Source organism: Allopusillimonas ginsengisoli (assembly GCF_004153455.1).
In the GTDB taxonomy this organism is placed as follows: Bacteria; Pseudomonadota; Gammaproteobacteria; order Burkholderiales; family Burkholderiaceae_B; genus Allopusillimonas; species Allopusillimonas ginsengisoli.
The window spans coordinates 583988-606939 of sequence record NZ_SDQE01000002.1 but is presented as its reverse complement, the minus strand read 5'-3'; the positions used below and the strand labels follow the sequence as shown (position 1 = coordinate 606939).

The 22952-nt window shown below is 54.8% G+C and carries 26 protein-coding genes; 14 read left to right on the top strand and 12 right to left on the bottom strand.

Annotation, left to right across the window (positions count from 1 at the left end; all coding sequences use genetic code 11):
• The first annotated feature begins 136 nt into the window (after positions 1-136).
• Positions 137-472 carry a four-helix bundle copper-binding protein gene (locus ERE07_RS07875; RefSeq protein ID WP_130008231.1) on the top strand — a complete coding sequence of 112 codons (336 nt, stop codon included), beginning with the start codon at positions 137-139 and terminating at the stop codon, positions 470-472.
• 89 nt (positions 473-561) lie between these two features.
• On the opposite strand, the gene ERE07_RS07870 is transcribed toward ERE07_RS07875, so the two are convergent.
• Complete coding sequence (locus ERE07_RS07870) at positions 562-762, bottom strand: heavy-metal-associated domain-containing protein (protein ID WP_130008230.1); 201 nt, start codon at positions 760-762, stop codon at positions 562-564.
• Positions 763-1065: 303 nt separating this feature from the next.
• On the opposite strand from ERE07_RS07870, the gene ERE07_RS07865 reads away from it, so the two are divergent.
• The 7 genes from ERE07_RS07865 to ERE07_RS07835 all read left to right on the top strand — a co-directional run bounded on the left by ERE07_RS07865 (position 1066) and on the right by ERE07_RS07835 (position 6449).
• Positions 1066-1356: a DUF2933 domain-containing protein gene (locus ERE07_RS07865; RefSeq protein ID WP_130008229.1), complete on the top strand. Its 291-nt coding sequence runs from the start codon at positions 1066-1068 to the stop codon at positions 1354-1356.
• A gap of 113 nt (positions 1357-1469) precedes the next feature.
• Positions 1470-1631, top strand: a complete 162-nt coding sequence (locus ERE07_RS22335; RefSeq protein WP_130008228.1) for a protein-disulfide reductase DsbD domain-containing protein — start codon at positions 1470-1472, stop codon at positions 1629-1631.
• A 171-nt stretch (positions 1632-1802) separates the two neighbouring features.
• Entirely contained in the window at positions 1803-3665 is a 1863-nt protein-coding gene (locus ERE07_RS07855; protein ID WP_129968235.1) for a copper resistance system multicopper oxidase, read from the top strand.
• Positions 3662-4888, top strand: coding sequence for a copper resistance protein B (locus ERE07_RS07850; RefSeq protein ID WP_129968234.1), 1227 nt, complete (start codon positions 3662-3664; stop codon positions 4886-4888). Before ERE07_RS07855 ends, ERE07_RS07850 begins: the two co-directional genes overlap by 4 nt.
• Before the next feature lie 76 nt (positions 4889-4964).
• Positions 4965-5474 carry a cupredoxin domain-containing protein gene (locus ERE07_RS07845; protein WP_129968233.1) on the top strand — a complete coding sequence of 170 codons (510 nt, stop codon included), beginning with the start codon at positions 4965-4967 and terminating at the stop codon, positions 5472-5474.
• Positions 5475-5488: 14 nt separating this feature from the next.
• A complete protein-coding gene (locus ERE07_RS07840; protein WP_129968232.1) occupies positions 5489-5962 on the top strand; it encodes a c-type cytochrome in 474 nt (157 codons plus the stop codon).
• A 70-nt stretch (positions 5963-6032) separates the two neighbouring features.
• A complete protein-coding gene (locus ERE07_RS07835; protein WP_129968231.1) occupies positions 6033-6449 on the top strand; it encodes a DUF411 domain-containing protein in 417 nt (138 codons plus the stop codon).
• A 36-nt stretch (positions 6450-6485) separates the two neighbouring features.
• Here the strand turns inward: ERE07_RS07835 and ERE07_RS07830 are convergent, their stop codons facing one another.
• Genes ERE07_RS07830 through ERE07_RS07810 form a run of 5 tightly spaced genes read right to left on the bottom strand, consistent with a single transcriptional unit; the run spans position 6486 to position 10870 of the window.
• On the bottom strand, positions 6486-7220 hold the full coding sequence (locus tag ERE07_RS07830) for an amino acid ABC transporter ATP-binding protein (protein WP_129968230.1): 735 nt from the start codon (positions 7218-7220) through the stop codon (positions 6486-6488).
• A 24-nt stretch (positions 7221-7244) separates the two neighbouring features.
• Positions 7245-7928 carry an amino acid ABC transporter permease gene (locus ERE07_RS07825; RefSeq protein WP_129968229.1) on the bottom strand — a complete coding sequence of 228 codons (684 nt, stop codon included), beginning with the start codon at positions 7926-7928 and terminating at the stop codon, positions 7245-7247.
• Positions 7929-7932: 4 nt separating this feature from the next.
• Positions 7933-8667: an amino acid ABC transporter permease gene (locus tag ERE07_RS07820; protein WP_041682645.1), complete on the bottom strand. Its 735-nt coding sequence runs from the start codon at positions 8665-8667 to the stop codon at positions 7933-7935.
• Positions 8668-8671: 4 nt separating this feature from the next.
• Positions 8672-9571, bottom strand: coding sequence for a transporter substrate-binding domain-containing protein (locus ERE07_RS07815; RefSeq protein ID WP_013742875.1), 900 nt, complete (start codon positions 9569-9571; stop codon positions 8672-8674).
• Between the two features lie 60 nt (positions 9572-9631).
• Complete coding sequence (locus ERE07_RS07810; protein WP_013742874.1) at positions 9632-10870, bottom strand: trans-sulfuration enzyme family protein; 1239 nt, start codon at positions 10868-10870, stop codon at positions 9632-9634.
• A gap of 31 nt (positions 10871-10901) precedes the next feature.
• Between ERE07_RS07810 and ERE07_RS07805 the strand changes: the two genes are divergently transcribed.
• On the top strand, positions 10902-11813 hold the full coding sequence (locus tag ERE07_RS07805) for a LysR substrate-binding domain-containing protein (protein ID WP_013742873.1): 912 nt from the start codon (positions 10902-10904) through the stop codon (positions 11811-11813).
• 56 nt (positions 11814-11869) lie between these two features.
• Here ERE07_RS07805 and ERE07_RS07800 read toward each other — a convergent pair whose 3' ends face one another.
• The 3 genes from ERE07_RS07800 to cadR form a co-directional block, all read right to left on the bottom strand.
• On the bottom strand, positions 11870-14203 hold the full coding sequence (locus ERE07_RS07800) for a heavy metal translocating P-type ATPase (RefSeq protein ID WP_425330963.1): 2334 nt from the start codon (positions 14201-14203) through the stop codon (positions 11870-11872).
• A 334-nt stretch (positions 14204-14537) separates the two neighbouring features.
• Positions 14538-14909: a hypothetical protein gene (locus ERE07_RS07795; RefSeq protein WP_130008226.1), complete on the bottom strand. Its 372-nt coding sequence runs from the start codon at positions 14907-14909 to the stop codon at positions 14538-14540.
• 93 nt (positions 14910-15002) lie between these two features.
• A complete protein-coding gene (gene cadR, locus ERE07_RS07790) occupies positions 15003-15413 on the bottom strand; it encodes a Cd(II)/Pb(II)-responsive transcriptional regulator (RefSeq protein ID WP_130008225.1) in 411 nt (136 codons plus the stop codon).
• A 124-nt stretch (positions 15414-15537) separates the two neighbouring features.
• On the opposite strand from cadR, the gene ERE07_RS07780 reads away from it, so the two are divergent.
• The 5 genes from ERE07_RS07780 (at position 15538) to ERE07_RS07760 (ending at position 20891) form a co-directional block, all read left to right on the top strand.
• The gene (locus ERE07_RS07780; protein WP_280634363.1) at positions 15538-18252 is read left to right on the top strand and encodes a heavy metal translocating P-type ATPase; all 2715 of its coding nucleotides are present in this window, start codon (positions 15538-15540) and stop codon (positions 18250-18252) included.
• Positions 18253-18455: 203 nt separating this feature from the next.
• Positions 18456-18659: a hypothetical protein gene (locus ERE07_RS07775; RefSeq protein WP_130008224.1), complete on the top strand. Its 204-nt coding sequence runs from the start codon at positions 18456-18458 to the stop codon at positions 18657-18659.
• Positions 18660-18708: 49 nt separating this feature from the next.
• On the top strand, positions 18709-19347 hold the full coding sequence (locus ERE07_RS07770) for a M23 family metallopeptidase (RefSeq protein WP_130008223.1): 639 nt from the start codon (positions 18709-18711) through the stop codon (positions 19345-19347).
• 77 nt (positions 19348-19424) lie between these two features.
• Entirely contained in the window at positions 19425-19949 is a 525-nt protein-coding gene (locus tag ERE07_RS07765) for a copper chaperone PCu(A)C (protein ID WP_130008222.1), read from the top strand.
• A gap of 294 nt (positions 19950-20243) precedes the next feature.
• Positions 20244-20891, top strand: a complete 648-nt coding sequence (locus ERE07_RS07760; RefSeq protein ID WP_130008221.1) for a cation efflux transmembrane domain-containing protein — start codon at positions 20244-20246, stop codon at positions 20889-20891.
• A 71-nt stretch (positions 20892-20962) separates the two neighbouring features.
• Here ERE07_RS07760 and ERE07_RS07755 read toward each other — a convergent pair whose 3' ends face one another.
• The 3 genes from ERE07_RS07755 to ERE07_RS07745 all read right to left on the bottom strand — a co-directional run bounded on the left by ERE07_RS07755 (position 20963) and on the right by ERE07_RS07745 (position 22918).
• Positions 20963-21613 (bottom strand): DsbA family protein, encoded by a 651-nt coding sequence (locus ERE07_RS07755; RefSeq protein WP_245153529.1) that lies wholly within the window; start codon positions 21611-21613, stop codon positions 20963-20965.
• Positions 21610-22044 carry a disulfide bond formation protein B gene (locus tag ERE07_RS07750; RefSeq protein WP_130008220.1) on the bottom strand — a complete coding sequence of 145 codons (435 nt, stop codon included), beginning with the start codon at positions 22042-22044 and terminating at the stop codon, positions 21610-21612. The genes ERE07_RS07755 and ERE07_RS07750 overlap by 4 nt, the downstream gene beginning before the upstream one ends.
• 127 nt (positions 22045-22171) lie before the next feature.
• Complete coding sequence (locus ERE07_RS07745) at positions 22172-22918, bottom strand: cytochrome c biogenesis CcdA family protein (protein WP_130008219.1); 747 nt, start codon at positions 22916-22918, stop codon at positions 22172-22174.
• Positions 22919-22952: the final 34 nt, after the last annotated feature.

The window sequence follows — 22952 nt, the reverse complement described above, 5'->3', positions numbered from 1 at the left end:
GCTGGGTTTGAACGAAAATTCCAGCTTTTGCAGGCAAATTACTGCCCGTACGGCATCCAAGTTGCTGCATGAGGGAAGTGGCGCCGCATGACGGTGGCCACATGATGATCACACCTCAACCTTGTTGGAGATCGATATGCCTCATGAAAAGTTTCAATCCTGCATAGACGCTTGTTATGCCTGCGCGACGGAGTGCGACCACTGCGCAGCCTCATGCCTGGGGGAACAAGATGTTAAAGCTATGGCGCGCTGCATAAAGCTGGATATGGATTGCGCACAAATTTGCCGCCTGTCGGCCAGTTATATGGCCAGGGGCAGTGAATTCACCCAAGCCCTTTGCCGTCTGTGCGCTGATGTCTGCCAAGCTTGCGGTGATGAATGCGTAAAACACCAAATGGATCACTGCCAGCGTTGCGCCGAGGCTTGCCGCAGATGTGCTGAAGAGTGTAGGCGGATGGCGCAGACGGCCTGAGGGGCCAAGCAAGCAGGATCGCAGCCCTCACCAGCGGTGCGGGCGAGAGAAAAAATTGAGGCCAGGGTGCATCATTGCACCTTGGCCTTTTAAAATTTACGTGACGGACTGTAACCCGCCTCGCGAATAGCTTGTTCTACTACATCTGCGTCGGGAACCCCCTCCACGCGCACGGTGTGCTCGGCCAGGTCAACCGAAATGATAGCCTCGGGTGCGACGTCTTTGACAGCGGCGGTAACGGCGCCCACGCAGTGCCCACAGGTCATATCGTTTACTTCAAACTGAATCATTTTTTCCCTCTATTGGTAATTCGCCGAGCCGGATAACTACAGGATAAACATTCCCACAGTGGGAATGTCAACGGATATGGTGTTTTTTGCCGCCTCTTGCAAATAGAACGGGACTTTGCCCCGGACAGGGTGAAGTGATGTGGTGCTTCATACATATCGCAACAAATTTATTACCTCTGTGGCGTTCTTTTTAAAGATGACAAAGATGTAATGCCCGCGCAACCTTTCTGACAGCGACGGACCGTTACAGTAGGCTCGTTCCTAGACTGAATTCCAGTGGCGCAAGTAAAAGGAGAGCCGACAATGAAATGCGATGTGAAGACGATGTTGAAAGGCGGTCTTGGGCTGGCCGCGCTGATTGCAGTGGCGTATGCGGCCCTGCCTGTCGCGCGGGAGTGGATCGCTGCGGTGAGCCCATTCTTATTCTTTCTGATTTGTCCGTTGATGATGCTTTTCATGATGAAAGGCATGCAGTCGTGCCACAGCGACAACGCTTCAAAGAACGGTGGACCCACTCAAGCACAAATACCGGAAGGGACTAATGCTGGCGGGCACTCACGTCCGCCAGCTCCAGCGAACCGCTTTGATGCTTGAGCAGACCATGAGAACCAGACTCACTCGAATAGTCATCCTAGTACTAGCGGCAATTGGGTCGGTCGCTATTTTGGCTTTCGTTTTCATGGGCATCATGATGTTCTGGATGATGAGTGGTTGAAGTGAATTTTATTCGTTTGTTGACAGCCCTGCTCGTAACTGGCACTGGCGTGGCGCTGATTCTGCAAGCGTCCTATCAAGGCTGTAACGATCCCACCGGCGTCTGCTATCCACCGATAGAGAAGACGCTGTCTGTACCACTCGTATCACGCTAAACAGAGTCCGCAAATGAAATCCGCCGCGAATTCTAGATTACAGAAAAGTAATGGAGCCGTCATTCGTGTGACAGCCGTACTTGATTAAAGTTAGGAATAGCAATTTGTCGGTTCGCCCAGAATGCGGCAGACGAAGCTCCGATCAACGATTCATTACAGGATTCTCCCCGCGTGAAACGCTCAACTACGCTAGCGGTTCCCCTCCCGGCTATACCTCGTCGCCGTTTTGTGCAAGGCCTTGTGGCCGGCGGCGTGTTGCTGGGCTTGTCGCCATTTGCCCGTGCCGCTGGAATGCAATCGGGCCGAACTAATACGGGTTCTGCGGCGGTACTGAGTGGGACCGAATTTAATCTGGAGATCGGTGAATCACCTGTGAATTTCACTGGTACGCCTCGTATGGCGACGACGGTCAATGGCTCGCTCCCGGCGCCCACGTTGCGTTGGCGCGAAGGTGATGCCGTCACTATTCGCGTCAAGAACCGCCTGAACGAAACCACCTCAATTCATTGGCATGGCATCATCCTGCCGTTTCAAATGGACGGGGTGCCCGGCATCAGCTTTGCGGGAATCCCGCCCGGCGAAACGTTCACGTATCGGTTCAAGGTGCAGCAAAGCGGCACGTATTGGTATCACTCGCACTCGGGCATGCAAGAGGCCACAGGGGTTTATGGGGCGATCATTATCGACCCGGCACAAACTGACTCCATACGGGCCGATCGCGAGTATGTCGTCCAACTCTCTGACTGGACCGACGAGGATCCGATGCGGGTTCTGGCCAAGCTTAAGATGCAGGGCGACTACTACAACTACAACCAGCCCACGGCGGTCGATTTCTTTCAAGACGCCTCCCAGATGGGCCTGAAAGCGGCTATCGACAAGCGCAAGATGTGGAACGAGATGCGCATGAGCCCCACGGATTTGGCCGATCTGTCCGCGAACGTGCTGACCTACCTGATGAATGGGACGACGCCGGCGGGCAACTGGACTGGGCTATTCCGGCCTGGAGAGCGGGTGCGGCTGCGCTTTATCAACGGCGCGGCTAATACTTTCTACGATGTACGCATTCCGGGCCTTCAGTTGACCGTCGTTCAAGCCGACGGGGTCAATGTGGAGCCCGTTACGGTGGACGAGTTCCGATTTGGGCCCGGAGAAACCTACGATGTATTGGTACAACCGAAGGACGACGCTTACACCGTTTATGCGCAAGCAATGGACCGAACAGGGTATGCGCGCGGTACGCTAGCCACGCATGCCGGTCTCGAAGCGCCAGTACCGGCGCTCGACCCCGTGGAATGGTTGACCATGGCGGACATGATGGGCGCTATGGGCGGAGGCATGGCAGGAATGAGCCATGGCGCGGCCAGCCAATCGTCCGGTGGCATGAGCCATGAAGGCATGGCCGGAATGGGCCACGGCAATATGGCTGGGATGAATCACGGCAGCATGCAAGGTATGAATCACGCAGGCATGTCAGGCATGGACCACGGCGCTATGTCTGCGGCCGGCGCCAGCACCCAAGTACGCCATGCCAGGACCGAGTATGGGCCCAGCATTGATATGCGGGTCGATATGCCGCGCACCAACTTGGACGATCCCGGCATTGGACTGCGTAATAACGGCCGGCGCGTATTGACGCTTTCGGACTTGCACACCGTGGGCGGTGCGATGGATCCGCGCGGCGCAGAACGTGAAATCGAGCTGCACCTAACCGGCAATATGGAGCGCTATACCTGGTCGTTCGATGGTGTCGAGTTCGGAAAATCAACCCCGGTTCATTTCCGTTACGGCGAACGCGTCAGGGTCATCTTGCATAACGACACCATGATGACGCACCCCATGCATTTGCACGGCATGTGGAGTGAACTGGAAACGCCGGACGGCCAATTTCAGGCTCGGCGCCACACCATTCCCGTGCAACCGGCTCAGCGTATCAGCTTTCTTGTAACTGCCGATGCGCTTGGACGCTGGGCATGGCATTGCCATCTGATGCTGCACATGGATATGGGCATGTTTCGCGAAGTGGTGGTGGCATGAAGACAACGAACAACACGCTAGGCATCCTGGTCATGAACAATCAATTGAAGAAGAAATTCCTTGCCGCAGCCATCGCTTCAGTAGGGGCGATGCCCGTGTTTGCCTATGCGCAGGCGCACTCGGGCCACGCCGGCCATACCCCATCGCCGCCCACGACAAGCGCGCCGGCGACGGCTTCAGGCATGAATCATGGCTCTATGAACATGTCCGATAAGGATCATGGCTCCATGGGTATGTCGGGTATGAATCACGGTTCGATGGACATGTCTGGTATGGACCATGGCGCGGAGAAGGCTCCAGCTCAGGAGCATGACGCCATGCAAATGCCCATGAAGCAGGCCGATCCTGGCAAAAGTGCCCCCGCCATGCCCGGAATGACGCATGGTCAGTCCAATTCTAATGCGCCAGTCTCTGCGCACAATATGGGTGCCATGGACCATGGCGGCGGCGAAATGGATCATGGCGATATGCAGATGCAGGGTGGCTCGGCCCCGCCAGATGCCCGCGATCCAGACGCCTACTCCGATGGCTACGTGCGTAATGCGGGCAAGTATGCGTTGCCGCCTTCGGATGCGCTAATGATGTCGGACATGCATGCCTTCGGTTCCGTGAGCTTCGACCGGTTGGAATACGTCAGGGCGCGCGGGGAGGAATGGGCAGCCTATGAAGGCGAGGCGTGGTACGGCAGCACCTATAACCGCGCCGTGATCAAGGCCGAAGGGGAAGTGGCCAGCGGCAAGCTGCAAGAGTCCGAGACGCAACTGCTGTGGCGCCATGCGGTCTCAACGTTCTGGGATACGGAACTGGGCGTGCGATTTGACCATGGCCAAGGTGCACCAAACCGGGAATGGTTGGCATTCGGCTTCAAAGGGCTTGCGCCTTACTGGTTCGAAGTCGATGCCACCGCCTATGTCGGCGCTAGCGGGCGAACCGCTCTGAGGCTGAAGACGGAATACGACATCTTACTGACTCAAAAGCTCTACCTTCAGCCAAGCGTAGAAGTGAATTTCCATGGCAAGGACGATGAGCGCTGGGGCATTGGCAGCGGCTTGACAGACGGCACGGCGGGCTTACGCCTTAAGTACGAAGTCACGCGTCAGTTTGTTCCCTACGTGGGCGTGGAGTGGTCCAGCAAATTCGGGAAAACAGCGGATTACGCACGCGCAGAAGGCGAATCCAAACAGGAAACCCGTTTTGTTGCCGGCTTGAGCTTTCGCTTTTGATGTTGTCTTTCACATTTTCACATGGGCGGCTTAAAACGGCTGCCTACCAAAACAATCTCTCCAAGAGACTATTCACATGAAAAAGACCCTTTCTATTCTGGCTTTGAGCGTACTTCCGACCCTCGCATTGGCTGCCGGCAACCATGGCGGGGGGCATGGCGCACCGGCGCATGGCATGCCCGGGCACGACATGTCCACCATGTCGAATGCCCCTTCGCCAACTGGCCAGCCTGGCGATCCGGCCAAAGTTACTCGCACGATTGAACTGACGATGGCCGACACCATGCGATTTACACCGGGTGACATCCAGGTCCGCGCCGGCGAGACCATTCGTTTCTTTATCAAGAACACGGGCAAAATCCCCCATGAAATGGTGATCGGATCTCTCGCCGATTTGAAGGCCCATGCGGCCGAGATGCAGAAGATGCCGGGGATGCAGCATTCGGAACCGAATATGATTACATTGGGCCCGGGTAAGATCGGCGGCTTGGTGTGGCAGTTCGACCAGGCGGGCACTGTCGATTTCGCTTGCCTGATTCCGGGCCACATGGAAGCTGGGATGGTCGGCAAGGTAAAAGTCAGCTGATCTAGCGCATTCAAATGACACCGAGAAAATTGGTTTTTGGAGTGGCTGGCGTCGTCATAATCGGCGCCGCCGCCGTCCTTTACAGCACGATTCGGCCATCTGGCCCGGCATTCATCGACCCTGCGGACCAATCCCTTGTGATGCAGGGCAAGGCGATCTATGCGAACAATTGCGCAGCCTGCCATGGCGAGGCCCTGCAAGGCCAGCCGAACTGGCGTGAACGCATGTCCAATGGCAGGCTGCCTGCACCGCCGCATGACAAGAGCGGCCATACCTGGCACCATCCCGATGCGATGCTGGTCGATATGGTGAAAAACGGCCTGGTTCCAGGAAAGACCGCGCCTCGGGGTTATGTAAGCGACATGCCCGCGTATCGGGACATCCTCAGCGATCAAGAGATCATTGCCGCACTGGCTTATATCAAGAGCAATTGGCCGCCCAAGGTTCTGGAGGCACAAAAAGAAATCACTTTGCAGCGACAGAACTAAGCTGTCTGAGTGTGGTCTTTATCTCTATTCTGAAAAACTGAAATTTTACTTTTTTGCTGGAGTGGATCTTATGAAGTTATGGCTAGTAGCGGCGGCGTTGACCGCCGCATCATCCTTTGCGCATGCGGCCGGCGCGGCCATTACGGTTTACCAGGATCCCAATTGCGGCTGCTGCTCCGGCTGGGTTGATCATATGCGGGAATCCGGCTTTGATGTCACGGCTATGAAGACGGCCGACATGGCCGCGATCAAGCAGAAGCTCGGCGTACCATCAGCACTTAGCTCATGTCACACGGGGGTGATCGAGGCCACCGGCCAAATCATAGAGGGGCACGTACCGGCCAACGCGGTCAACAAGTTGCTCGCTGACTCGTCGGTAAAAGGTGTATCGGCACCCGGCATGCCGTTAAACGCGCCGGGTATGGGAAAGCTTGACGGCAATTTGGTTACTGTTGACTTTACCGGCAAGCCTTTTTCCAGGGATTAAAATGGCTGGAGAAGATTGGCGAGTGTAATGTCCACGTTAATGAGACAAAATCTTCGAAAGAAAATCCTGAGCACGTGCCGAAAGCGTCTGCGTTTGCCTAAAAAAATGGTCTGTGGAGCAATCCTCCACAATACGGCCTTGATCCATGAAAATAACGCGGTCGCTGACTTCTTTCGCAAAGCCCATTTCGTGACTGACACAGATCATGGTCATGCCTTCCCGAGCCAGTCCAACCATGACGTCGAGAACCTCGCCGACCATCTCCGGATCCAATGCGGAGGTCGGCTCGTCGAACAACATAACGATAGGGTCCATGGCCAGCGCCCGGGCAATAGCTACGCGCTGTTGTTGCCCTCCCGATAGCTGCCCTGGAAACTTATCGGCGTGGTTCCCCAAACCGACCCGGTCTAAAAGAGCCACACCTCTTACCGTTGCTTCTTCCGTGCTTCTGCCCAACACTCTTTCTTGCGCTAGCGTTAAGTTTTGCATGACCGAAATATGGGGAAACAGCTCAAAGTGCTGAAACACCATCCCGACGCGTGCCCGTAACGCCGACAGATTGGTTGAAGGGTCGTGGACGGCTTTACCGTCGATGTATATTTCGCCTTGCTGAAGGGGCTCAAGCGCATTGATCGTTTTGATCAGCGTCGATTTCCCTGAACCCGACGGCCCGCACACCACTACGACTTCACCTGTTGCCACGCTGGTACTGCATTGATCCAGTACTTTGAATTCGCCATACCATTTGGAGACGTTGTTTAGCTCTATCATGTTTCTGACCTTCTAAAGCAGTGGCTACGAAGCCACCTGTTTCTTCTTCAATATATTGACCAGCCAAACGCCAAATGAGCAGAGGGCTAAATAGGTAACAGCGACAAATAAGTACATCTCTACCAACGTGCCATCACGATGGGCAACTTTGGTAGCGGCGCCGAGAAAATCATTCAGGCTGATTACATATACAAGTGAAGTGTCTTTGAGTAGAGCAATAGTCTGGTTGATCAGCGAAGGCGTCATATTGTGGAATGCCTGCGGCAGAACGACATGCCGGAGTGCTTGCCAACGAGTCAGCCCCAAGGCTATTGCGGCCTGCATCTGCCCTTTGCGCACACTGTTGATGCCGGCACGAACAATTTCGCAATAATAGGCTGCTTCGGCTAAAACGAATGCAGACAGCGCTGCGTAGATTGGTCCGACGCCAGCATAGGGATTTCCTGTGACTGCCCGTAAAACAAACGGCACCAGAAAGAAGAACCAAAAAATGGTGAGAATAAGCGGAATCGCACGAAATAGATTGACATAGAACGCTGCCGCCAGAGAGACCCACCGTGGGCCGAACAAGCGGGCGAGTGCCAAAACGACCCCTAGCGCGATGCCGAGCGTCATACCCACGCTTACGAGAAGGGCAGTCGTTGCCATGCCGTCGAGTATGAACGGCCATCCTCTTACGAGCGTCCCCCAATCGAAAGAATAGTCCATTTGGTTAGGCTCCCCAATAGCCAGGAATACGCGTGGCCTTCTCGATACGTCGCATAAACCAGATGACTGAAAGGGTGACGAGTGTATATATGACGGTTGCGGCAATATATGCTTCAAACGGCTGGGAGCTGAAATCCCCGATCTGGCGTGTTTGGCCAGTGAGCTCCATGAAACCTATAGTCAGCGCGACTGAGGAGTTTTTGAACACATTCAGGAAGTCAGAGGTAAGGGGCGGCATAATGATGCGAAATGCCTGAGGCAGGATGACATGACGATACGAACCAGGCTCTGTAAGCCCAAGAGCTGAAGCTGCTTGCTTCTGGCCGATGCTTACCGCTTGTATTCCTGAGCGGATGACTTCCGCTGCTTTGGCTGCCGTGTATAACGAGAGGGCGATAAGAACGGTCAGGAACTGCCCTAATGTGGGATCCATCCGTTTGATCGCGGTGCCCCATTCGCTCGGTAGCAATTCCGGGACAACGTAGAACCAAAGGAACACTTGGACCAGTAGAGGGGTGTTGCGAAAGCAATGCACGAATACTGCCGCAGGCAAGCTCAGCCAGCGAACAGGTAGTGTGCGTGCAATACCCAAAGCAGTACCCAGACTTAATGCCAGCACCCATGAGAGCAGCGACAAAAAGACAGTGCGGCTCAGCCCCTGTAAGATCAATTCCCAGTAATATCCTTCACCGGTAAGTGAAGGCTTGAAATAGATCAAAAAATCCCATGAGTACTGCATTGCTTTACAACACTTTGTCGTTCGGATTGGCGAACAGGTCCTGTATTACAGGCGACATGGGTGCGTTAATGTTGAACCCACCACGCACTTTAATCGGGCTAGTGAAGTATTTGCCATAAAGCTTAGCCATCTCACCGGAATTCATCATGCCGGTAATCACGTTATCGACCAATTCTTTAAACTCAGTGTCGTCCTTACGAAGCATGCAACCGTAGGCTTCAGGTTGCAATACCTCTCCGACTACTTTCCATTTTTTAGGGTCGGGCGATCGAGCGATTAGACTGTACAGAACCATGTCGTCCATCATGGCTGCATCGGCCCTGCCCGTATCCACAGTCATAAAGGTGTTGTCGATATCTTTACTAAGTATGATGTTCACCCGCAATTTTTTTTCGTCATTTACTTTACGCAGCAAGCGCTCTGCGGTTGTTCCTGCGCTGACGACGACGTTTTTACCCGCCAAGTCTTCCCAGTTCTTGATGGGTGAGTTGGCCAGCGTCAGCATGCGGGTGCCTACGATGAAGAAAGAAGTTGAGAAACTTACTTGGTTCTCACGCTCCCGATTGTGTGTAGTAGAGCTGCACTCCAGATCCACTGTTTGATTGGCCACAAGTGGAATACGCGTTTGAGGCGTGACTTCCATTGGACGTACTTGAATGTCATCGCGCGCCACGGTTTCTTTCACTTTGTCGGCCACACGCTGTGTGATTTCCCAAGCAAATCCGCTTTGTTGGTTGTTATCATCCAGGTAGTTGAAAGGGATTGATGCAGCGCGCGTACCTACTGTAAACGTTCCCGTCTGTTCAACTTTTTTCAGTGTCGTGGCCCTGTCCTGGGCCTGGATGGGGGCAGCCGCTGATAATGCAATGGTTGCTGCGGAAATAAAGATCCATAGGCGTTTCATTCTCTTGTCTCCTTAGAGTTGGAAGGGCGACCGCAGCTCTGTGTATGCGATCATTCAAAACTATTTAGCGCCGCTCTTTGCGCTATCGATACAAACCGATTCGAACGTTTCCAGCGATTGGTTTAGCTCGGTAGCAAGGACGCTGTAGTCTTCCAGGCCAATGGCAAGACGAATAATAGGTGCCTGGATACTGGGAAAGAGGCGGCTGGTCTGCTGTTGTGCGTGATAAAAGGCTGCGAGGCTGTGAAGCCCGCCGTAGCTTGCGCCAATGGCAATGTGACGAAACGAGCCGAACATGGCGCGGAAAGCGTCCAGAGGCGCATCCTGTAGCACTAAGGAAAAAAGGCTGCCGCTACCGCTAAACTGATCTTGCCACAAGCTATGTGTTTTGAAGGTACTTAGTGCGGGATGGAGCACTTCTCGAACCATGGGATGCCGCTGCAAATGCTCTGCAAGACGTAATGCCTTGACGGATTGGGCCTCAAGCCGCAAAGTCATGGTATCTAGCCCGCGTTGGACAAGAAAGCAATCTTCAGCGCTAACCGCTTGCCCCATGGTCGCCTGCAAAGCACGTAGTGCGGTGTGTAGTGCAATATCGTTTGTGCTAACGGAACCCATAAGCAAGTCGGAGTGACCACCCATGTGCTTGGAGCAGGCCTGGATACACAGATCCACGCCAAGCGATAGCGGCGAAAAATACAAAGAACTAGCCCAACTGTTGTCGATTGCGGTCCTGATTCCGTGCGAGCGAGCCTGTGAAACAATGGCGGGCACGTCCTGCACCTCCATCGTGACAGTACCCGGTGACTCCAACCATATCAGCTGGGTATTAGATCGGATGAGGTCTGCGATCCCCGACCCTATACACGGATCGTAGCGCTCCACCTCCACGCCCATGTGTGTAAGGTGCGTCGCGAAATCGTGTGCTGGGCCGTAGGCGGAATCCGTAATAAGAAGATGATCCCCGGCTTTCAACATGGTGAGCATGACAAGGCTTATCGCAGCCTGTCCTGAAGGCAGCACCACGCAATGGCTTGCCTTGTCCAATGCAGCGATGCGCGCCTCCAGCTCACGGTGGGTCGGCGTGCCGGTAGTTCCATAGGTATAGCCATCCGGTAATCGCGATTTACGAGCCACGAATTCATCCAGGCTTGAGAAGGTAATCGTTGACGCCCTCCAGACAGCGGGCGACAGGCTTGAGAAGCCAGTGAGATATTTGCGTTGAACGGCTAGATGAGCGGCTGTAGCGTTTTTCATAAATCGAAGTATAGTTTTATAGCTATAAGAAATAACTTCCATTATGTTATTGGTCTAGAAGTAGAGGTTATATATGTTGCTAAGAGAGATTGAGGTTTTTCGTACGGTCATGACTTCGGGTACGGCAAGCAAGGCGGCCAAGCTGATGGGCGTGTCGCAGCCTGCAATTAGTCAGGCATTGCGGCGGTTAGAGCAACATGCCGGAATTGTTCTCTTTCTCAGGATGCGGGGCAGGCTACAGCCCACGCCGGCGGCTCAGGCCTTGTTAATTGAGGTGGATCGATGCTTTGTTGGATTAGATGTGATTGAGCACCGTTTACGTAGCTTGCGTCAGTTCACTGGAGGCCGCCTAAATGTCGCCAGCTTGCCTGCTTTGGGCGTAGGTTTTCTACCGCGCGTCTTGCGTAATATGAAATTGCTGGCGGAGCAGCGTACGGTGTCCTTGCAAATCATGAGCTCCCGCGAGGTCCGCGAGCGACTCTTGTCGGGGCAGTGTGATCTAGGGCTTATGGCGGACGAAGTGTCGACCATTGGTTTGGAACACTCGATTTTCAGTCGCTTGGATGGGGTTATCGCCATACCCGCTTCTCATTCGCTGTCATGCAAACCGGTGATCAAGCCCCAGGATCTGAACGGCCAAGCCTTTATTGCACTCAATCCCGAGGACACTTCGCGTCGTCAGCTGCAGAGTGTGCTGGATAAACACTCTGTCGTGCCGTCCGTAGTGGTCGAAACTCCTTACTCGGTCAGCGTATGCGAACTTGTGCAGCAGGGCGTGGGCCTTGGCTTGGTAAGTCCGGTGACGGCTTTGGATTACGCTCAGCGTGGCATTGTGCTCCGCCCCTTTTCCGAACAGGTGGTATTCACCGGAATTCTAGCCTTTCCAGCGGGAACGCAACTCACAGCGTTCATGCAGACGTTCATCTCTGCAATGCGTACGCAGCTTGCAACGGATATGAGCCAACTGACTGCACTGATGTCTTGACCGAGCGAATAGCTCAATTGGTGCTTTGCTGACCGGCGGCACGTTACCCTCCCTAGTCATACCGACTTGCGCAGTCTAAGGGCATTGAACACGACCGATGCTGAACTCAGGCTCATCGCCAGTGCAGCGAACATGGGTGAAAGCAGCAGGCCCAGAAACGGGTACAAAACGCCGGCAGCTAACGGCACGCCCAGAGCGTTGTAAATGAATGCGAAGCCTAGATTCTGCTTCATATTGGCGATTGTTTTGTCCGAGAGGTGGCGCGCAATCGAGATGCCGCGCAAGTCTCCCTTGACCAGCGTGACCTGCGCGCTGTTCATCGCCACGTCGGTTCCGGTACCCATCGCAATCCCGACATCCGCTTTGGCTAGGGCAGGTGCGTCATTAATGCCGTCGCCGGCCATCGCAACAACTCGGCCTTCTGCTTGAAGTTTGCTGACAAGATCGAGCTTGTCGGCCGGCTTCACTTCACCGTGAACCTCGTCAATGCCTAGTTGCTCTGCCACCGCTTTAGCCGTCGAAACGCCGTCGCCGGTTGCCATGATGACCCGGATTCCAGCCGCCTTGAGATCCTTTACGGCTTCGGGCGTACTTTTCTTGATGGGATCAGAGACGGCCAGCAAGCCTATTAATTGACCGTCTGTAGCTAAATACATGACGCTCGCACCTTTGGCGCGCAACGCTTCAGCGCCACTGGTCATGATCGATACATCAACGTTTTCTTGATCCATCAAGGCAGTATTGCCCAAAGCAAGGCGTTTGCCCTCGACCTGGCCACGTACCCCGATACCGCTACCTGATTCGAAGTCATTTACAGCGCTTAGGTTTAAACCGCGCTCCCGCGCTGCTTTGACAATAGCATCGGCCAAGGGGTGTTCGCTGCCCTGATCAAGGCTTGCCGCCAAACGAAGCACCTCGTCGGCCTCCGTGTCACCTGCGGGAATGGCCTGCTCGAACGCGGGCCGGCCTTCGGTTAATGTGCCGGTCTTATCAACAATGAGGGTATCGACCTTGCGAAAGTTTTCGATGGCTGCTGCATCGCGAAAAAGCACCCCCTGGGTGGCGCCACGACCGGTTGCCACCATAATGGACATGGGCGTGGCCAAGCCCAGGGCACATGGGCAGGCGATGATCAGTACAGCTACGGCGTTAATCAAGCCATATACCCAGCTCGGTTGCGGCCCAAAAGTACCCCAAACAAAAAACGTGATGATGGCGATGGCCACGACTGCCATCACAAAATAACCAGCCACTTGATCTGCCATGCGTTGCATCGGTGCGCGGGAGCGCTGCGCTTGCGCGACGAGCTGGACGATCTGCGATAGCACTGTGGCTGAGCCGACCTTTTCAGCTCTAATCACTAGCGAGCCCGACGTGTTCATCGTTGCGCCGATCACTTTGTCACCAGCGCGCTTGCTCACCGGCAGAGGTTCGCCCGTGAGCATGGATTCATCCAGCGAACTCGCACCATCTTCGACGGCGCCATCAACGGGGACCTTCTCCCCGGGACGCACGCGCAAGCGATCGCCTTCATGCACGTGCGTCAGGGGTACATCTTCTTCTGATCCATCCGCGTTGATCCGGCGGGCTGTTTTGGGTGCGAGTCCCAGCAGTGATTTGATGGCAGCTGACGTCTGCGAACGCGCCCGCAGCTCCAGGATCTGGCCAAACAGAGTCAAGGAAATGATCACCACCGCGGCTTCAAAGTAAACAGCCACACGCCCCATGGACATGAAGGTTTCGGGGAAAACGCCCGGTGCGACTGTCGCCACGACGCTATAGACGAACGCAGCGCCTGTGCCAAGACCAATGAGCGTCCACATGTTGGGACTGCGGTTGACAACGGATTGCCAGCCGCGCACGAAGAAGGGCTGTCCAGCCCATAGCACCACGGGTATTGACAACACGAGTTCGATCCACGTTTGCGCGCTCATGTTGAACCAGCCAAGCTGCGGGCCGAACATGGCCAGCACGGTGACAATGACCGTAAGGGGTAGCGTCCACCAGAATCGCCGAGAGAAGTCTTTCAGCTCAGGATTATCGTCCTCCAGGCTGGGCATGAGCGGCTCAAGCGCCATGCCGCACTTTGGGCAGCTTCCCGGATGATCCTGTCGAATCTCCGGGTGCATTGGACAGGTATAAAAGGTGCCAGCAGCTACTTGCTCAAAAGCCGCTTCGGTTGTATTTTTTGGAGCAATGAACTGCTCAGGATCGCGCTTGAACGTTTCCAAGCACTTCGCGCTGCAAAAAAAGAAAGACTTGCCTTGACGCTCAACATGATGTGGTGATTCTTTTGTCACCTGCATACCGCACACGGGGTCGGTGAGTTGAGAGCCGGAGGGCTGCTTCATGTTGTGATCATGAGTGTGTCCAGAACTGTTCTGCGCCATGGCGATAAAACCTTCTAAAGGTCGGGACGCAAGGTCATGGCGTACTGCACGCACGGCTAAATGCTCTTAGCGCCCCAGGGACATTTGGGCCAAATTTCATCATGCCACATATACACACGTTTCCAGTCGTTAATTCAGGGCCTGCCACATTACATTTTTGTCATGTATTGGGTCCTGCATCCGTTATGGTTCGATTACGACTCTGCGCGACGGACATTGATCGGTACGTCCTGCTTTCGGAAGCGCGCTGTTAAGTTGCACCCGCCCCGACGCGCAGGCCGCTGGGGCGAAAGTCGGCCGGTTTCAACGCATGACACTTCAGAGTGTCCGATGTTCAAAGCTGTGGAACAGAGGTTTGATTCACGCGCGAAGGAGGCGAGCTCATGTCAGGAATAAATTGACTAAGAAATGGATCGCTCGGCGAATGTTGTATCGCCTTCATGGCGAGAACAACTGGCGGAAACATACTCGGTGAGGCGGCAATGCCGCATAAAAATGGATGTGCAAACAGTCGAGTGAAAAGCCGGTAGAGCAGCGCGAGATTGCTTCTCGCACGGCTGGCTTGGGTTTCTTTCGTAGCCGTATCCATCGATACATATGGCGGTGTTTTCGCCATGTCGCTACACAGCGAGGCCTGCGCAACGGGGCCTAAGAAAGACCACCATGCGATCAAAATGCCGACAACAGTTTTGATCCATGATTTCATCGGATCAGTATAGATCGGCGGGGCGGTGCCGGCTAGTACACGCTTCCGCGACAATCGACCCAGTCTCGCGGTTACATCACCAGACTAGCGCTTCTACACATGGCAAGATCGATCGGAGAGGGCACGCAATATCCCGCACGAGTTGGTTGGCGTTGTGTTTGCACATTTTTGGCGCAAAACAACCAGATGCCCTTTTAATTGCATTAACTCTTCCATGCGCACTTCCACCGCGTGGATATGCTCATCAAGCAAGTCGTTCACGTCGCCGCAATCCTCAGTAGGCGTATCACGGTACTGAAGCAAGGTTCGTACTTCGTCCAACGCCATGTCGAGCGTACGGCAGTGCCGGATAAATTGCAGGCGTTCAACATGTTGCTCGCCATACAGACGATAATTGCCATCGCTGCGAGAAGGCTCCGGCAGCAGACCCTCCTTTTCGTAATACCGAATGGTTTCCACCGTGGATTCTGTACGTTTGGCGAGCTCACCGATCTTGATTGGCATGAGGGTCTCCATCGTCTAAAACATTACAGTAACTATAGGCTTGAACAGCAAAGAAATCAAGGTCATTGGATTGGGTGCAGGTGGAATGAAAACGCTTGACTCTGAAGTCGCAAGAGGGTTTCTAATGACTGCATTCACAGGAGAAATTCTCATGCAGTTTCATATCGAAGACATGACATGCGGTGGTTGCGCGGGCAAGGTCGTCAAAGCCATCCACTCGGTTGACCCAAACGCGCAAGTCATTACCGATCCACCCACGCGCAGCGTGCAAGTCACCTCATCAGCGACAAGCGCACAGCTTGAAGCCGCCTTGCACCAGGCAGGTTACCCGCCGCGTGGAAGCGATGCGCCGGTCGCTAACAGCGTGGCCCCCGCTCCCGCCCAGAGAATGCCTCTGAGTGTCTCCATGCAGGTAGACGGCATGGACTGTGCAAGCTGTATCGGCAAGATTGAAACGGCTTTGGCACGCATGCCCGGCGTTTCTGATATTCGGCTGAACTTCGCCACAGAGAAACTGGAACTGACGCTGGCGCCCGATTCGGCCACTCAGGTCGGCCACATCGAAAAAACCATCAGGGGCCTTGGCTTTGGCGTATCTGCCAGCACAAGCCAAAAGACCGCGTCGGACATTGATGTCGCCCAGGAGATGCATCCGAGCATCTCCTGGCAGGTAGAAGGCATGGACTGCGCAAGTTGCGTCGGCAAGATAGAAACGGCTCTAACACGCATGCCTGGAATCTCTGACATTCGACTAAATTTTGCCACAGAGAAGCTGGAACTGGCGCTCGCGCCCGATTCAGCCACTCAGATCGGTGACATCGAAAAAACCATCAAGAGTCTTGGCTTTGGCGTCTCCGCCAGCACCAGCCAAAAGACCGCGTCAGGCATTGAAGCCGACAATCCAGCCGTCGCACGCCACCCGCGTTGGTGGCAAACCAGGAAAGGCAAACAGGTCGTCGGACTCGGCATCTTAATGGGCGCCGCTTACGCGATGGCGCTGTTTTTCCCCGATTATGGAAGCTGGGTGTTCTCTGCAGCCGTGATTGTCGGGGTTTTCCCCTTTGCGCGCAAAGCGCTTGCGCTGGCCAGGTCTGGCTCGCCATTCTCGATCGAGACACTGATGTCTGTGGCCGCGCTTGGCGCCCTCTTCATTGGTGAAGCGGAAGAGGCAGCGGCCGTCGTATTTCTGTTCTCCGTCGGTGAGCTGCTGGAAAGCGTGGCTGCCGGCAGCGCTCGCGCCGGTATCAGAGCCTTGGCCTCATTGGTTCCGAAAACGGCGGTTTTACTCGATCCAGCGGGTGGGCAACGCGAGGTCCCCGCAACTTCGCTGCGCGTGAATGACCATGTGCTCGTGCGCCCTGGTGACCGGGTACCGGCCGATGGCGTCATTATCGAAGGCACATCCAGCCTTGATGAGTCGCCCGTCACCGGTGAGTCCATTCCTCGCGCGAAGGCTGCGGGCGACAGCGTATTTGCGGGATCCATCAACGTCGATGGGGTACTTCAGGTGCGCGTCGACAAAGCCGCCGCCGACAATACGATTTCGCGCATCATTCAGCTGGTCGAGCAGGCGCAGGCCTCCAAAGCGCCCACCGCCCGTTTCATTGAACAGTTCAGCCGCTACTACACGCCGGCCGTGTTGGTCATTGCCGCGCTGATCGTGGTCGTTCCGCCGCTGGCAGTGGGGGCAGACTGGGGAACCTGGCTTTATCGCGGCCTGGCGCTGTTGCTGATTGCTTGCCCCTGCGCACTCGTGCTCTCAACACCGGCGGCTATCGCTTCAGGTCTGGCTGTCGGGACGCGCCGTGGATTGCTCATCAAGGGCGGTAATGCCCTGGAAATCATCGGTCGGGTGAAAACGATTGCGTTCGACAAGACCGGCACCCTGACCGAAGGCAAGCCACGCGTGACCGATGTCGTTGCCTTTACGCAAGGGGGCGAGGACGAGGTTCTGGCGCTCGCCGCAAGCGTGGAGTCCGGCTCTAATCACCCGCTGGCCAAAGCTATCGTCAACCATGCCGAAGCGGCCAGCATCATCATCCCTGCGGCCTCGCACGCCTCCGCTACGGCGGGTAAAGCCGTGCATGCGACCGTGACCGGACGCCTTCTGGCCATAGGTTCGCCTGTCTACGCCGCCCAGGCAGAAACCCTAACACCCGGACAACGCGCGCGCATCGAAGCGCTGCAACATGACGGAAAAACCGTTTCCGTTCTGCTGGACGAGCAGACCCGTGAAACACTTGGGCTGGTGGCGCTGCGCGACGAGCCCAGGCAAGACGCGCAAGAAGGCGTGGCCCAGCTCAAAGCCATGGGCGTGCGCTCAGTCATGCTCACGGGCGATAACCGCCTTACCGCCCAGGCCATCGCCGGCCACTTGGGCATGGAATGGGAAGCCGAACTCCTGCCTCAGGACAAACTGCGCCTGATCACTGAGATGAAGCAGAACGCCAAAGTCGCCATGGTGGGTGATGGCATCAACGATGCACCGGCGCTGGCAACGGCTGATGTCGGTATCGCGATGGGTGGCGGCACCGACGTGGCGATCGAAACGGCCGACGCGGCCCTGCTTAAAAGCCGCGTCACGGACGTAGCCCACCTAGTCGCGCTTTCACGGGCAACGATGGCAAACATTCATCAGAACGTGATTTTTGCGCTCGGTTTGAAGGGCATATTCCTGATTACCACCGTGCTGGGCGTCACCGGTTTGTGGGTTGCCGTCATGGCCGATACGGGCGCGACGGCGATTGTCACGCTTAATGCGTTACGTCTGCTGCGTTTCAAGGGAGCGGCGGCGACAAAGCATCATCAGCCGCGCATGCAGCCTGCAAGCGTGCTGTGAACAAACATGAAGCTGATGTTTTCGTTCATATTGATTGCTTTATCCGACAGGTAAACGTGCAATCGAGATGCTGTGCCGTTCTTCGTTGACCAATGTGATCTGCTTCGCAGGGTGTTATCATACCGCTGTTCTCCCGGTCGCATATGGCGAGGGCTTAGTAGTCGGTCTGTGGCCTCGAGCCAGGTCGCAATGATCGACGCGCAATGGGTAATGTCATCAATCGCCCGCATCTGATGCTGTCGTGCATTACTTCGATGCGCCTGCGCCAATGGCATTGGCCGACGTTAAACCCGTCCGATATCTTTGTCGATGACTGCGCTATTTTACCAATCCTCCCGGACAATGCCGCGAGCAGTGCAAAGGGTGAGCGCAAAGGCTCTTCTATGGCGTTAATTCACGATCACTAAAGCGTCATGCAGCCAGTACGCGACTCAACATTAAGAAAAAGCAACCGTTATGCCCTGGTATAAAAAGTTAAAATTCCTCATTGTGCAGCGAAATTGTCTTTTAGCAGCAGCAATTTTTCTAAGCGCAAGCGTACTGACAGGTCAAAGTGTCTCCGCAGAAGTTCTCAGTTTTTCTATTATTCATGAGAGTTTTCAACTTAATGGCACCAGCGTGGACAAGGATAATCAGCGAACGGAACAACTGCGAAAATCATTCCTTCTCGCGCCTCTCGAAGGACGTGAGCTGACGATAAGCTCTGGTTTTGGCTTACGCGTTCATCCTGTTCTGAACAAACAGAAAGTTCATAACGGAGTCGATTATGCGGCGCCAAAAGGCACACCTATCCGAACGACAGCAGATGGCACCATCGAGTTTATCGGTCGCCAAAGGGGTTATGGAAAGGTCATCGTGGTCAGGCACATCGCTAATTTCACCACAATCTATGCGCACCAAAGCCGCTTCGCCCGAGGCGTTAAGAAAGGAGATTTCGTTTCTATGGGCGATACCATAGGATATGTCGGGTCCACGGGCACAGCGACGGGCAACAACTTGCATTACGAGGTGAGAATCGACGACGAGCCTGTTGATCCGTTACAGGTAGATAGACTGTTTGTCGAGAATGAATATGTTGGCGAGGGCGTAAATTAGAAGAAGCACGGCGCACGCGAGAATGCTGCGCGACATCCGAGCATTTATGGAAGGTCTTGTTTTTTTAAGGTAACCGTATGAGAAAAGTGATTATTGGCGTTATTGCTCTATGTGCAGGCTCCTTTGTTTATGCTGCAAGTCCACACGATGCTCACGTACCTGCCCCAGCTCATGCACAGACAACGCAACACGTCAGCAAAGCCCCCGAAGGCGGTGCCGAGTTGTCTAAAACATTGACGGTTTCAGATTGCTGGATTCGCTCCTTGCCAAGGCCGACTCCTTCTGCTGGCTACTTCGTGATAAAAAACGCTGGCAATAATGAAGCGAAGCTCGTCTCGATGTCTATTCCCGCTTTCGGCCAGGTGTCCTTACATCAAACGATCGATCAGGACGGGAAAAGCAGAATGGCCGTGGCTGACGCTGTTTCGATCCCTGCTGGTGGCGAACTGCATTTTAAGCCCGGCAGCTATCATGCGATGCTTGAGAAGCCTACTCAAGCGCTTGCTGTCGGTGCCGAGGTCGAAGCCGGTTTTGAGTTTCAGTCAGGGGAAGCAGCGAAGGCGCTGTGCGAAGTTAAGCCTGCCAACGCTCTCTCGAGGTAGTGCCTATCCAGCCGATAAGTCCAGTGCTCGCCCGACAGTTCGGATGCCCGGATCATGGGCGGCTTTGCATTTCGCTTAGGCGAAGCAGCTGACAAGGAGGCACCCCTGTAAAGGAAGCGTATGTATGGGGCCTGAGCGTGGAGGGAAGACACCCAGGTGAAGCGCGGACAGAATAGGCACGACCCTTGCCTGATATCCCACCTCTAGCCTGAGAAAACGGGGGAAGTGCTTTCTCTCGCATGCGCACAGCATCCAATAGTGGCTTGTAATCAGCAATGTAGGGATGGCCTTGATATGTCTAACGAACGCGAAAGTAGCGAGGACAACTCTGAACTGAACCCGAGCGACGCCGCCCAACGGCGCACGCTGATCAAGGTGCTTTTCATTAATTTGGCGCAAGCCATTGTCGTTGGCGCTGTCGGCGCTCTGGCGAATTCCACTAGTTTGATGGGAGCCGCGCTAGATAATTTTGCGGATGGCATCGTGTATGGCTTAAGTATCTATGCGGTTGGCCATACCGTGGTCGCCAAAGCCCGTGTCGCGCGTTTATCGGGGACATTTTTGATCGTCCTTGCCGTAGCGTTATTGATTGAGGTGTTGCGGCGCTTCTTCGCTGCAGGCGAGCCAATTGGATTGGCGATGATTATCGTGGCGCTCGCGAATGCGGCGACCAATATGTTCTGTCTGCGTCTGCTGCGTTCTCATCGCCATGAGGATGTGCATTTGCGGGCCTCATGGATCTTCACGACGAATGACATGTATGTCAATTTGGGGATTGCTGCTTCAGGTGTGGCAGTGATACTGTTTCAGTCATCCCTTCCCGATCTGTTAATAGGGCTGGTGGTCGTCGCTATTGCGTTCAAGGGTGGTCGGGAAATTCTGGGGCAAGCACGCGAGGCGCGTCGCCCTGAAGCATCGACGGCAAGCGGACCACGCTCTTAAGCGCGAATTCGAAAATCGGTTCACAGCGCGAGCGTAGTTTCATTCGAGTGTGTTGAATGGAAAGTTTGGCCTTAGGGATAGGCCGCCTTGACCTCTTGCTCCACTAGAGCCTTAAGCTGCTCATAGCCAAATTTAGGTAAAGGCTGGCCATTGACAAAAAAGGTGGGCGTCTGCTTTATATTCAAGGTACGAAGATCTGTCTTGTCTTGTTCAATAACGGCCGCAACGGTTTCCTTACCCGCGTCTTTACGCGCCTTTTCAACGTCCAAACCGCTTTCCTCGAGAAAGCCCCAAATTAGATCTGGCTGCGGATTGTCATGCGAGGCCCACTGGGGCTGCATGCGCAGGACCGTCTCGAGAGTCGGCCAGTACTTATCTTGCATTCTGGACGCCTCAAGAATCTTGATCATGTCTTCGGAGCCCTCATGAAAAGGGGCATAGCGAATGACGAGTTTGACCTTTCCCTCATGAGCGTTGACGAGATCTTTGACGCCGGGGTAGAAAGCCCGGCACGTTTCGCAGGATGGATCGAAAAATTCAACGATCGTGACCTTCGCGCCGGCCGTGCCGTAAACAGGCGAATGCATTCGAACGAGCTCACTCATCTTGGTGCCCGGCACGTTTTGATTGCGGATTTGGCTCTGTTCATATACGAAAGCGCTCACGGCAAAAGCCATGACCGCGACGATGCTGGTAAGAGTAAGAAGAGTTCGTTTTTTCACTTTTTAGGACCTTTTTTAACTATAAGAAGAACAGCGAGCGTGGTGAATGCGACCAAAGACAGGAGGGGAATCGAAATAAAGCCGAGCAGGTTCAGATCGGCCTTCGCACAGGAAGGGCCTGCGCCACAGGGCTGAAGCGCTTCCGGAATAACCTCCATGTACAGAAGGTTGTGATAGAAAGCCACAAACCATCCGGCCGCTACAAGCGGCACTGCATATTTGAAGACCTGTGTGTCGGAGGTTGCCAAGCCGACCGCCAAGATGAAAACGAGCGGAAACATGAAAATTCGTTGATACCAGCAAAGCTCGCAAGGAACGAGACCCATGACTTCACTGAGAAACAAGGCACCCAGCGTTGATACAAGAGCAATAATCCATGCTGTGAAGAGCCAATACCAACGTGACCCCGAAAGGCGCATAACGGTACTCATAGAATGTCAGTCCTTAACGGAATAGTCCAAGGGAAACAAGCGCGGCTCATAATGGCGAGGCCTTCGTCATGGCGCGTACGGGTTGCATAACGCAGGTATTGGATTTGCATTGCGAACATTGATTTTGTTAACCAATGCTTCCAAGCGCCGGGAATGTCCTGAGCAACCAGATCGCAAAGCGCATCAATTGCCCGCTGGCCACAGCAATCCCCATCACAACCAGAATCGCACCGGTCACCCACTGCAGATAGCGGCCCGTTCGGCGCAGCGCGCTTAAGCGCTGCATAAAAGGCGTCATGAAATATGCGGCAAGCAGAAACGGCACGCCCAGCCCTAAGGCATAAGCGCCTAATAGCACTGTTCCGTGTCCAACACTCTCAGAGGTTGCGCTAAGCACCAGGATGCTGCCCAGCACGGGCCCGATGCAAGGCGTCCAGCCAAACCCAAAGGCCACGCCAAGCAATGCCGCCGACCAGGGGTTGCCCCCGCTCGTGCCGGGCTCAAAGCGATAGTAGCGTTGCGCCCATAGGGGCGCACGCACAACACCCATGATCATGAGACCGGCAAACGTAATGATGACGCCGGCTGCGATATTCAACTCATAGCGATAGCTTAAGAACAGCCGCCCGATTGCAGTAATGCTGGCGCCAAGAATCAGGAATACCAAAGAAAATCCGAGGACAAAGCATGTGCTTAGTCCAAGCGTTTGCCAGCGCCTCACGCGCACTTCAACGGGTGTTGCCGTCGGCGTAAGCGCGCCGCCCGCGACATAAGAGAGGTAGCCTGGTACGAGCGGTAAAACGCACGGCGACAAAAAGGAGGCGATGCCCGCAACAAAGGCCGTGAGCAATCCGATGGTGGTTAGCTCAAGCATCGCATAGCCTCAAACGTTCGTTTCTTAGCATTGA

Bases quoted from the DNA above. Each gene is read 5' to 3' on its own strand.
- ERE07_RS07875 (WP_130008231.1), top strand. From the start codon at position 137: ATGCCTCATGAAAAGTTTCAATCCTGCATAGACGCTTGTTATGCCTGC.
- ERE07_RS07865 (WP_130008229.1), top strand. From the start codon at position 1,066: ATGAAATGCGATGTGAAGACGATGTTGAAAGGCGGTCTTGGGCTGGCC.
- ERE07_RS07765 (WP_130008222.1), top strand. From the start codon at position 19,425: ATGAGAAAAGTGATTATTGGCGTTATTGCTCTATGTGCAGGCTCCTTT.
- ERE07_RS07845 (WP_129968233.1), top strand. From the start codon at position 4,965: ATGAAAAAGACCCTTTCTATTCTGGCTTTGAGCGTACTTCCGACCCTC.
- ERE07_RS07815 (WP_013742875.1), bottom strand. From the start codon at position 9,571: ATGAAACGCCTATGGATCTTTATTTCCGCAGCAACCATTGCATTATCA.
- ERE07_RS07825 (WP_129968229.1), bottom strand. From the start codon at position 7,928: ATGGACTATTCTTTCGATTGGGGGACGCTCGTAAGAGGATGGCCGTTC.
- ERE07_RS07800 (WP_425330963.1), bottom strand. From the start codon at position 14,203: ATGGCGCAGAACAGTTCTGGACACACTCATGATCACAACATGAAGCAG.
- ERE07_RS07835 (WP_129968231.1), top strand. From the start codon at position 6,033: ATGAAGTTATGGCTAGTAGCGGCGGCGTTGACCGCCGCATCATCCTTT.
- ERE07_RS07780 (WP_280634363.1), top strand. From the start codon at position 15,538: ATGACTGCATTCACAGGAGAAATTCTCATGCAGTTTCATATCGAAGAC.
- ERE07_RS07805 (WP_013742873.1), top strand. From the start codon at position 10,902: ATGTTGCTAAGAGAGATTGAGGTTTTTCGTACGGTCATGACTTCGGGT.
- ERE07_RS07745 (WP_130008219.1), bottom strand. From the start codon at position 22,918: ATGCTTGAGCTAACCACCATCGGATTGCTCACGGCCTTTGTTGCGGGC.
- ERE07_RS07770 (WP_130008223.1), top strand. From the start codon at position 18,709: ATGCCCTGGTATAAAAAGTTAAAATTCCTCATTGTGCAGCGAAATTGT.
- ERE07_RS07840 (WP_129968232.1), top strand. From the start codon at position 5,489: ATGACACCGAGAAAATTGGTTTTTGGAGTGGCTGGCGTCGTCATAATC.
- ERE07_RS07795 (WP_130008226.1), bottom strand. From the start codon at position 14,909: ATGAAATCATGGATCAAAACTGTTGTCGGCATTTTGATCGCATGGTGG.
- ERE07_RS07760 (WP_130008221.1), top strand. From the start codon at position 20,244: ATGTCTAACGAACGCGAAAGTAGCGAGGACAACTCTGAACTGAACCCG.
- cadR (WP_130008225.1), bottom strand. From the start codon at position 15,413: ATGCCAATCAAGATCGGTGAGCTCGCCAAACGTACAGAATCCACGGTG.
- ERE07_RS07775 (WP_130008224.1), top strand. From the start codon at position 18,456: ATGGGTAATGTCATCAATCGCCCGCATCTGATGCTGTCGTGCATTACT.
- ERE07_RS07870 (WP_130008230.1), bottom strand. From the start codon at position 762: ATGATTCAGTTTGAAGTAAACGATATGACCTGTGGGCACTGCGTGGGC.
- ERE07_RS07820 (WP_041682645.1), bottom strand. From the start codon at position 8,667: ATGCAGTACTCATGGGATTTTTTGATCTATTTCAAGCCTTCACTTACC.
- ERE07_RS07850 (WP_129968234.1), top strand. From the start codon at position 3,662: ATGAAGACAACGAACAACACGCTAGGCATCCTGGTCATGAACAATCAA.
- ERE07_RS07750 (WP_130008220.1), bottom strand. From the start codon at position 22,044: ATGAGTACCGTTATGCGCCTTTCGGGGTCACGTTGGTATTGGCTCTTC.
- ERE07_RS07810 (WP_013742874.1), bottom strand. From the start codon at position 10,870: ATGGAAGTTATTTCTTATAGCTATAAAACTATACTTCGATTTATGAAA.
- ERE07_RS07830 (WP_129968230.1), bottom strand. From the start codon at position 7,220: ATGATAGAGCTAAACAACGTCTCCAAATGGTATGGCGAATTCAAAGTA.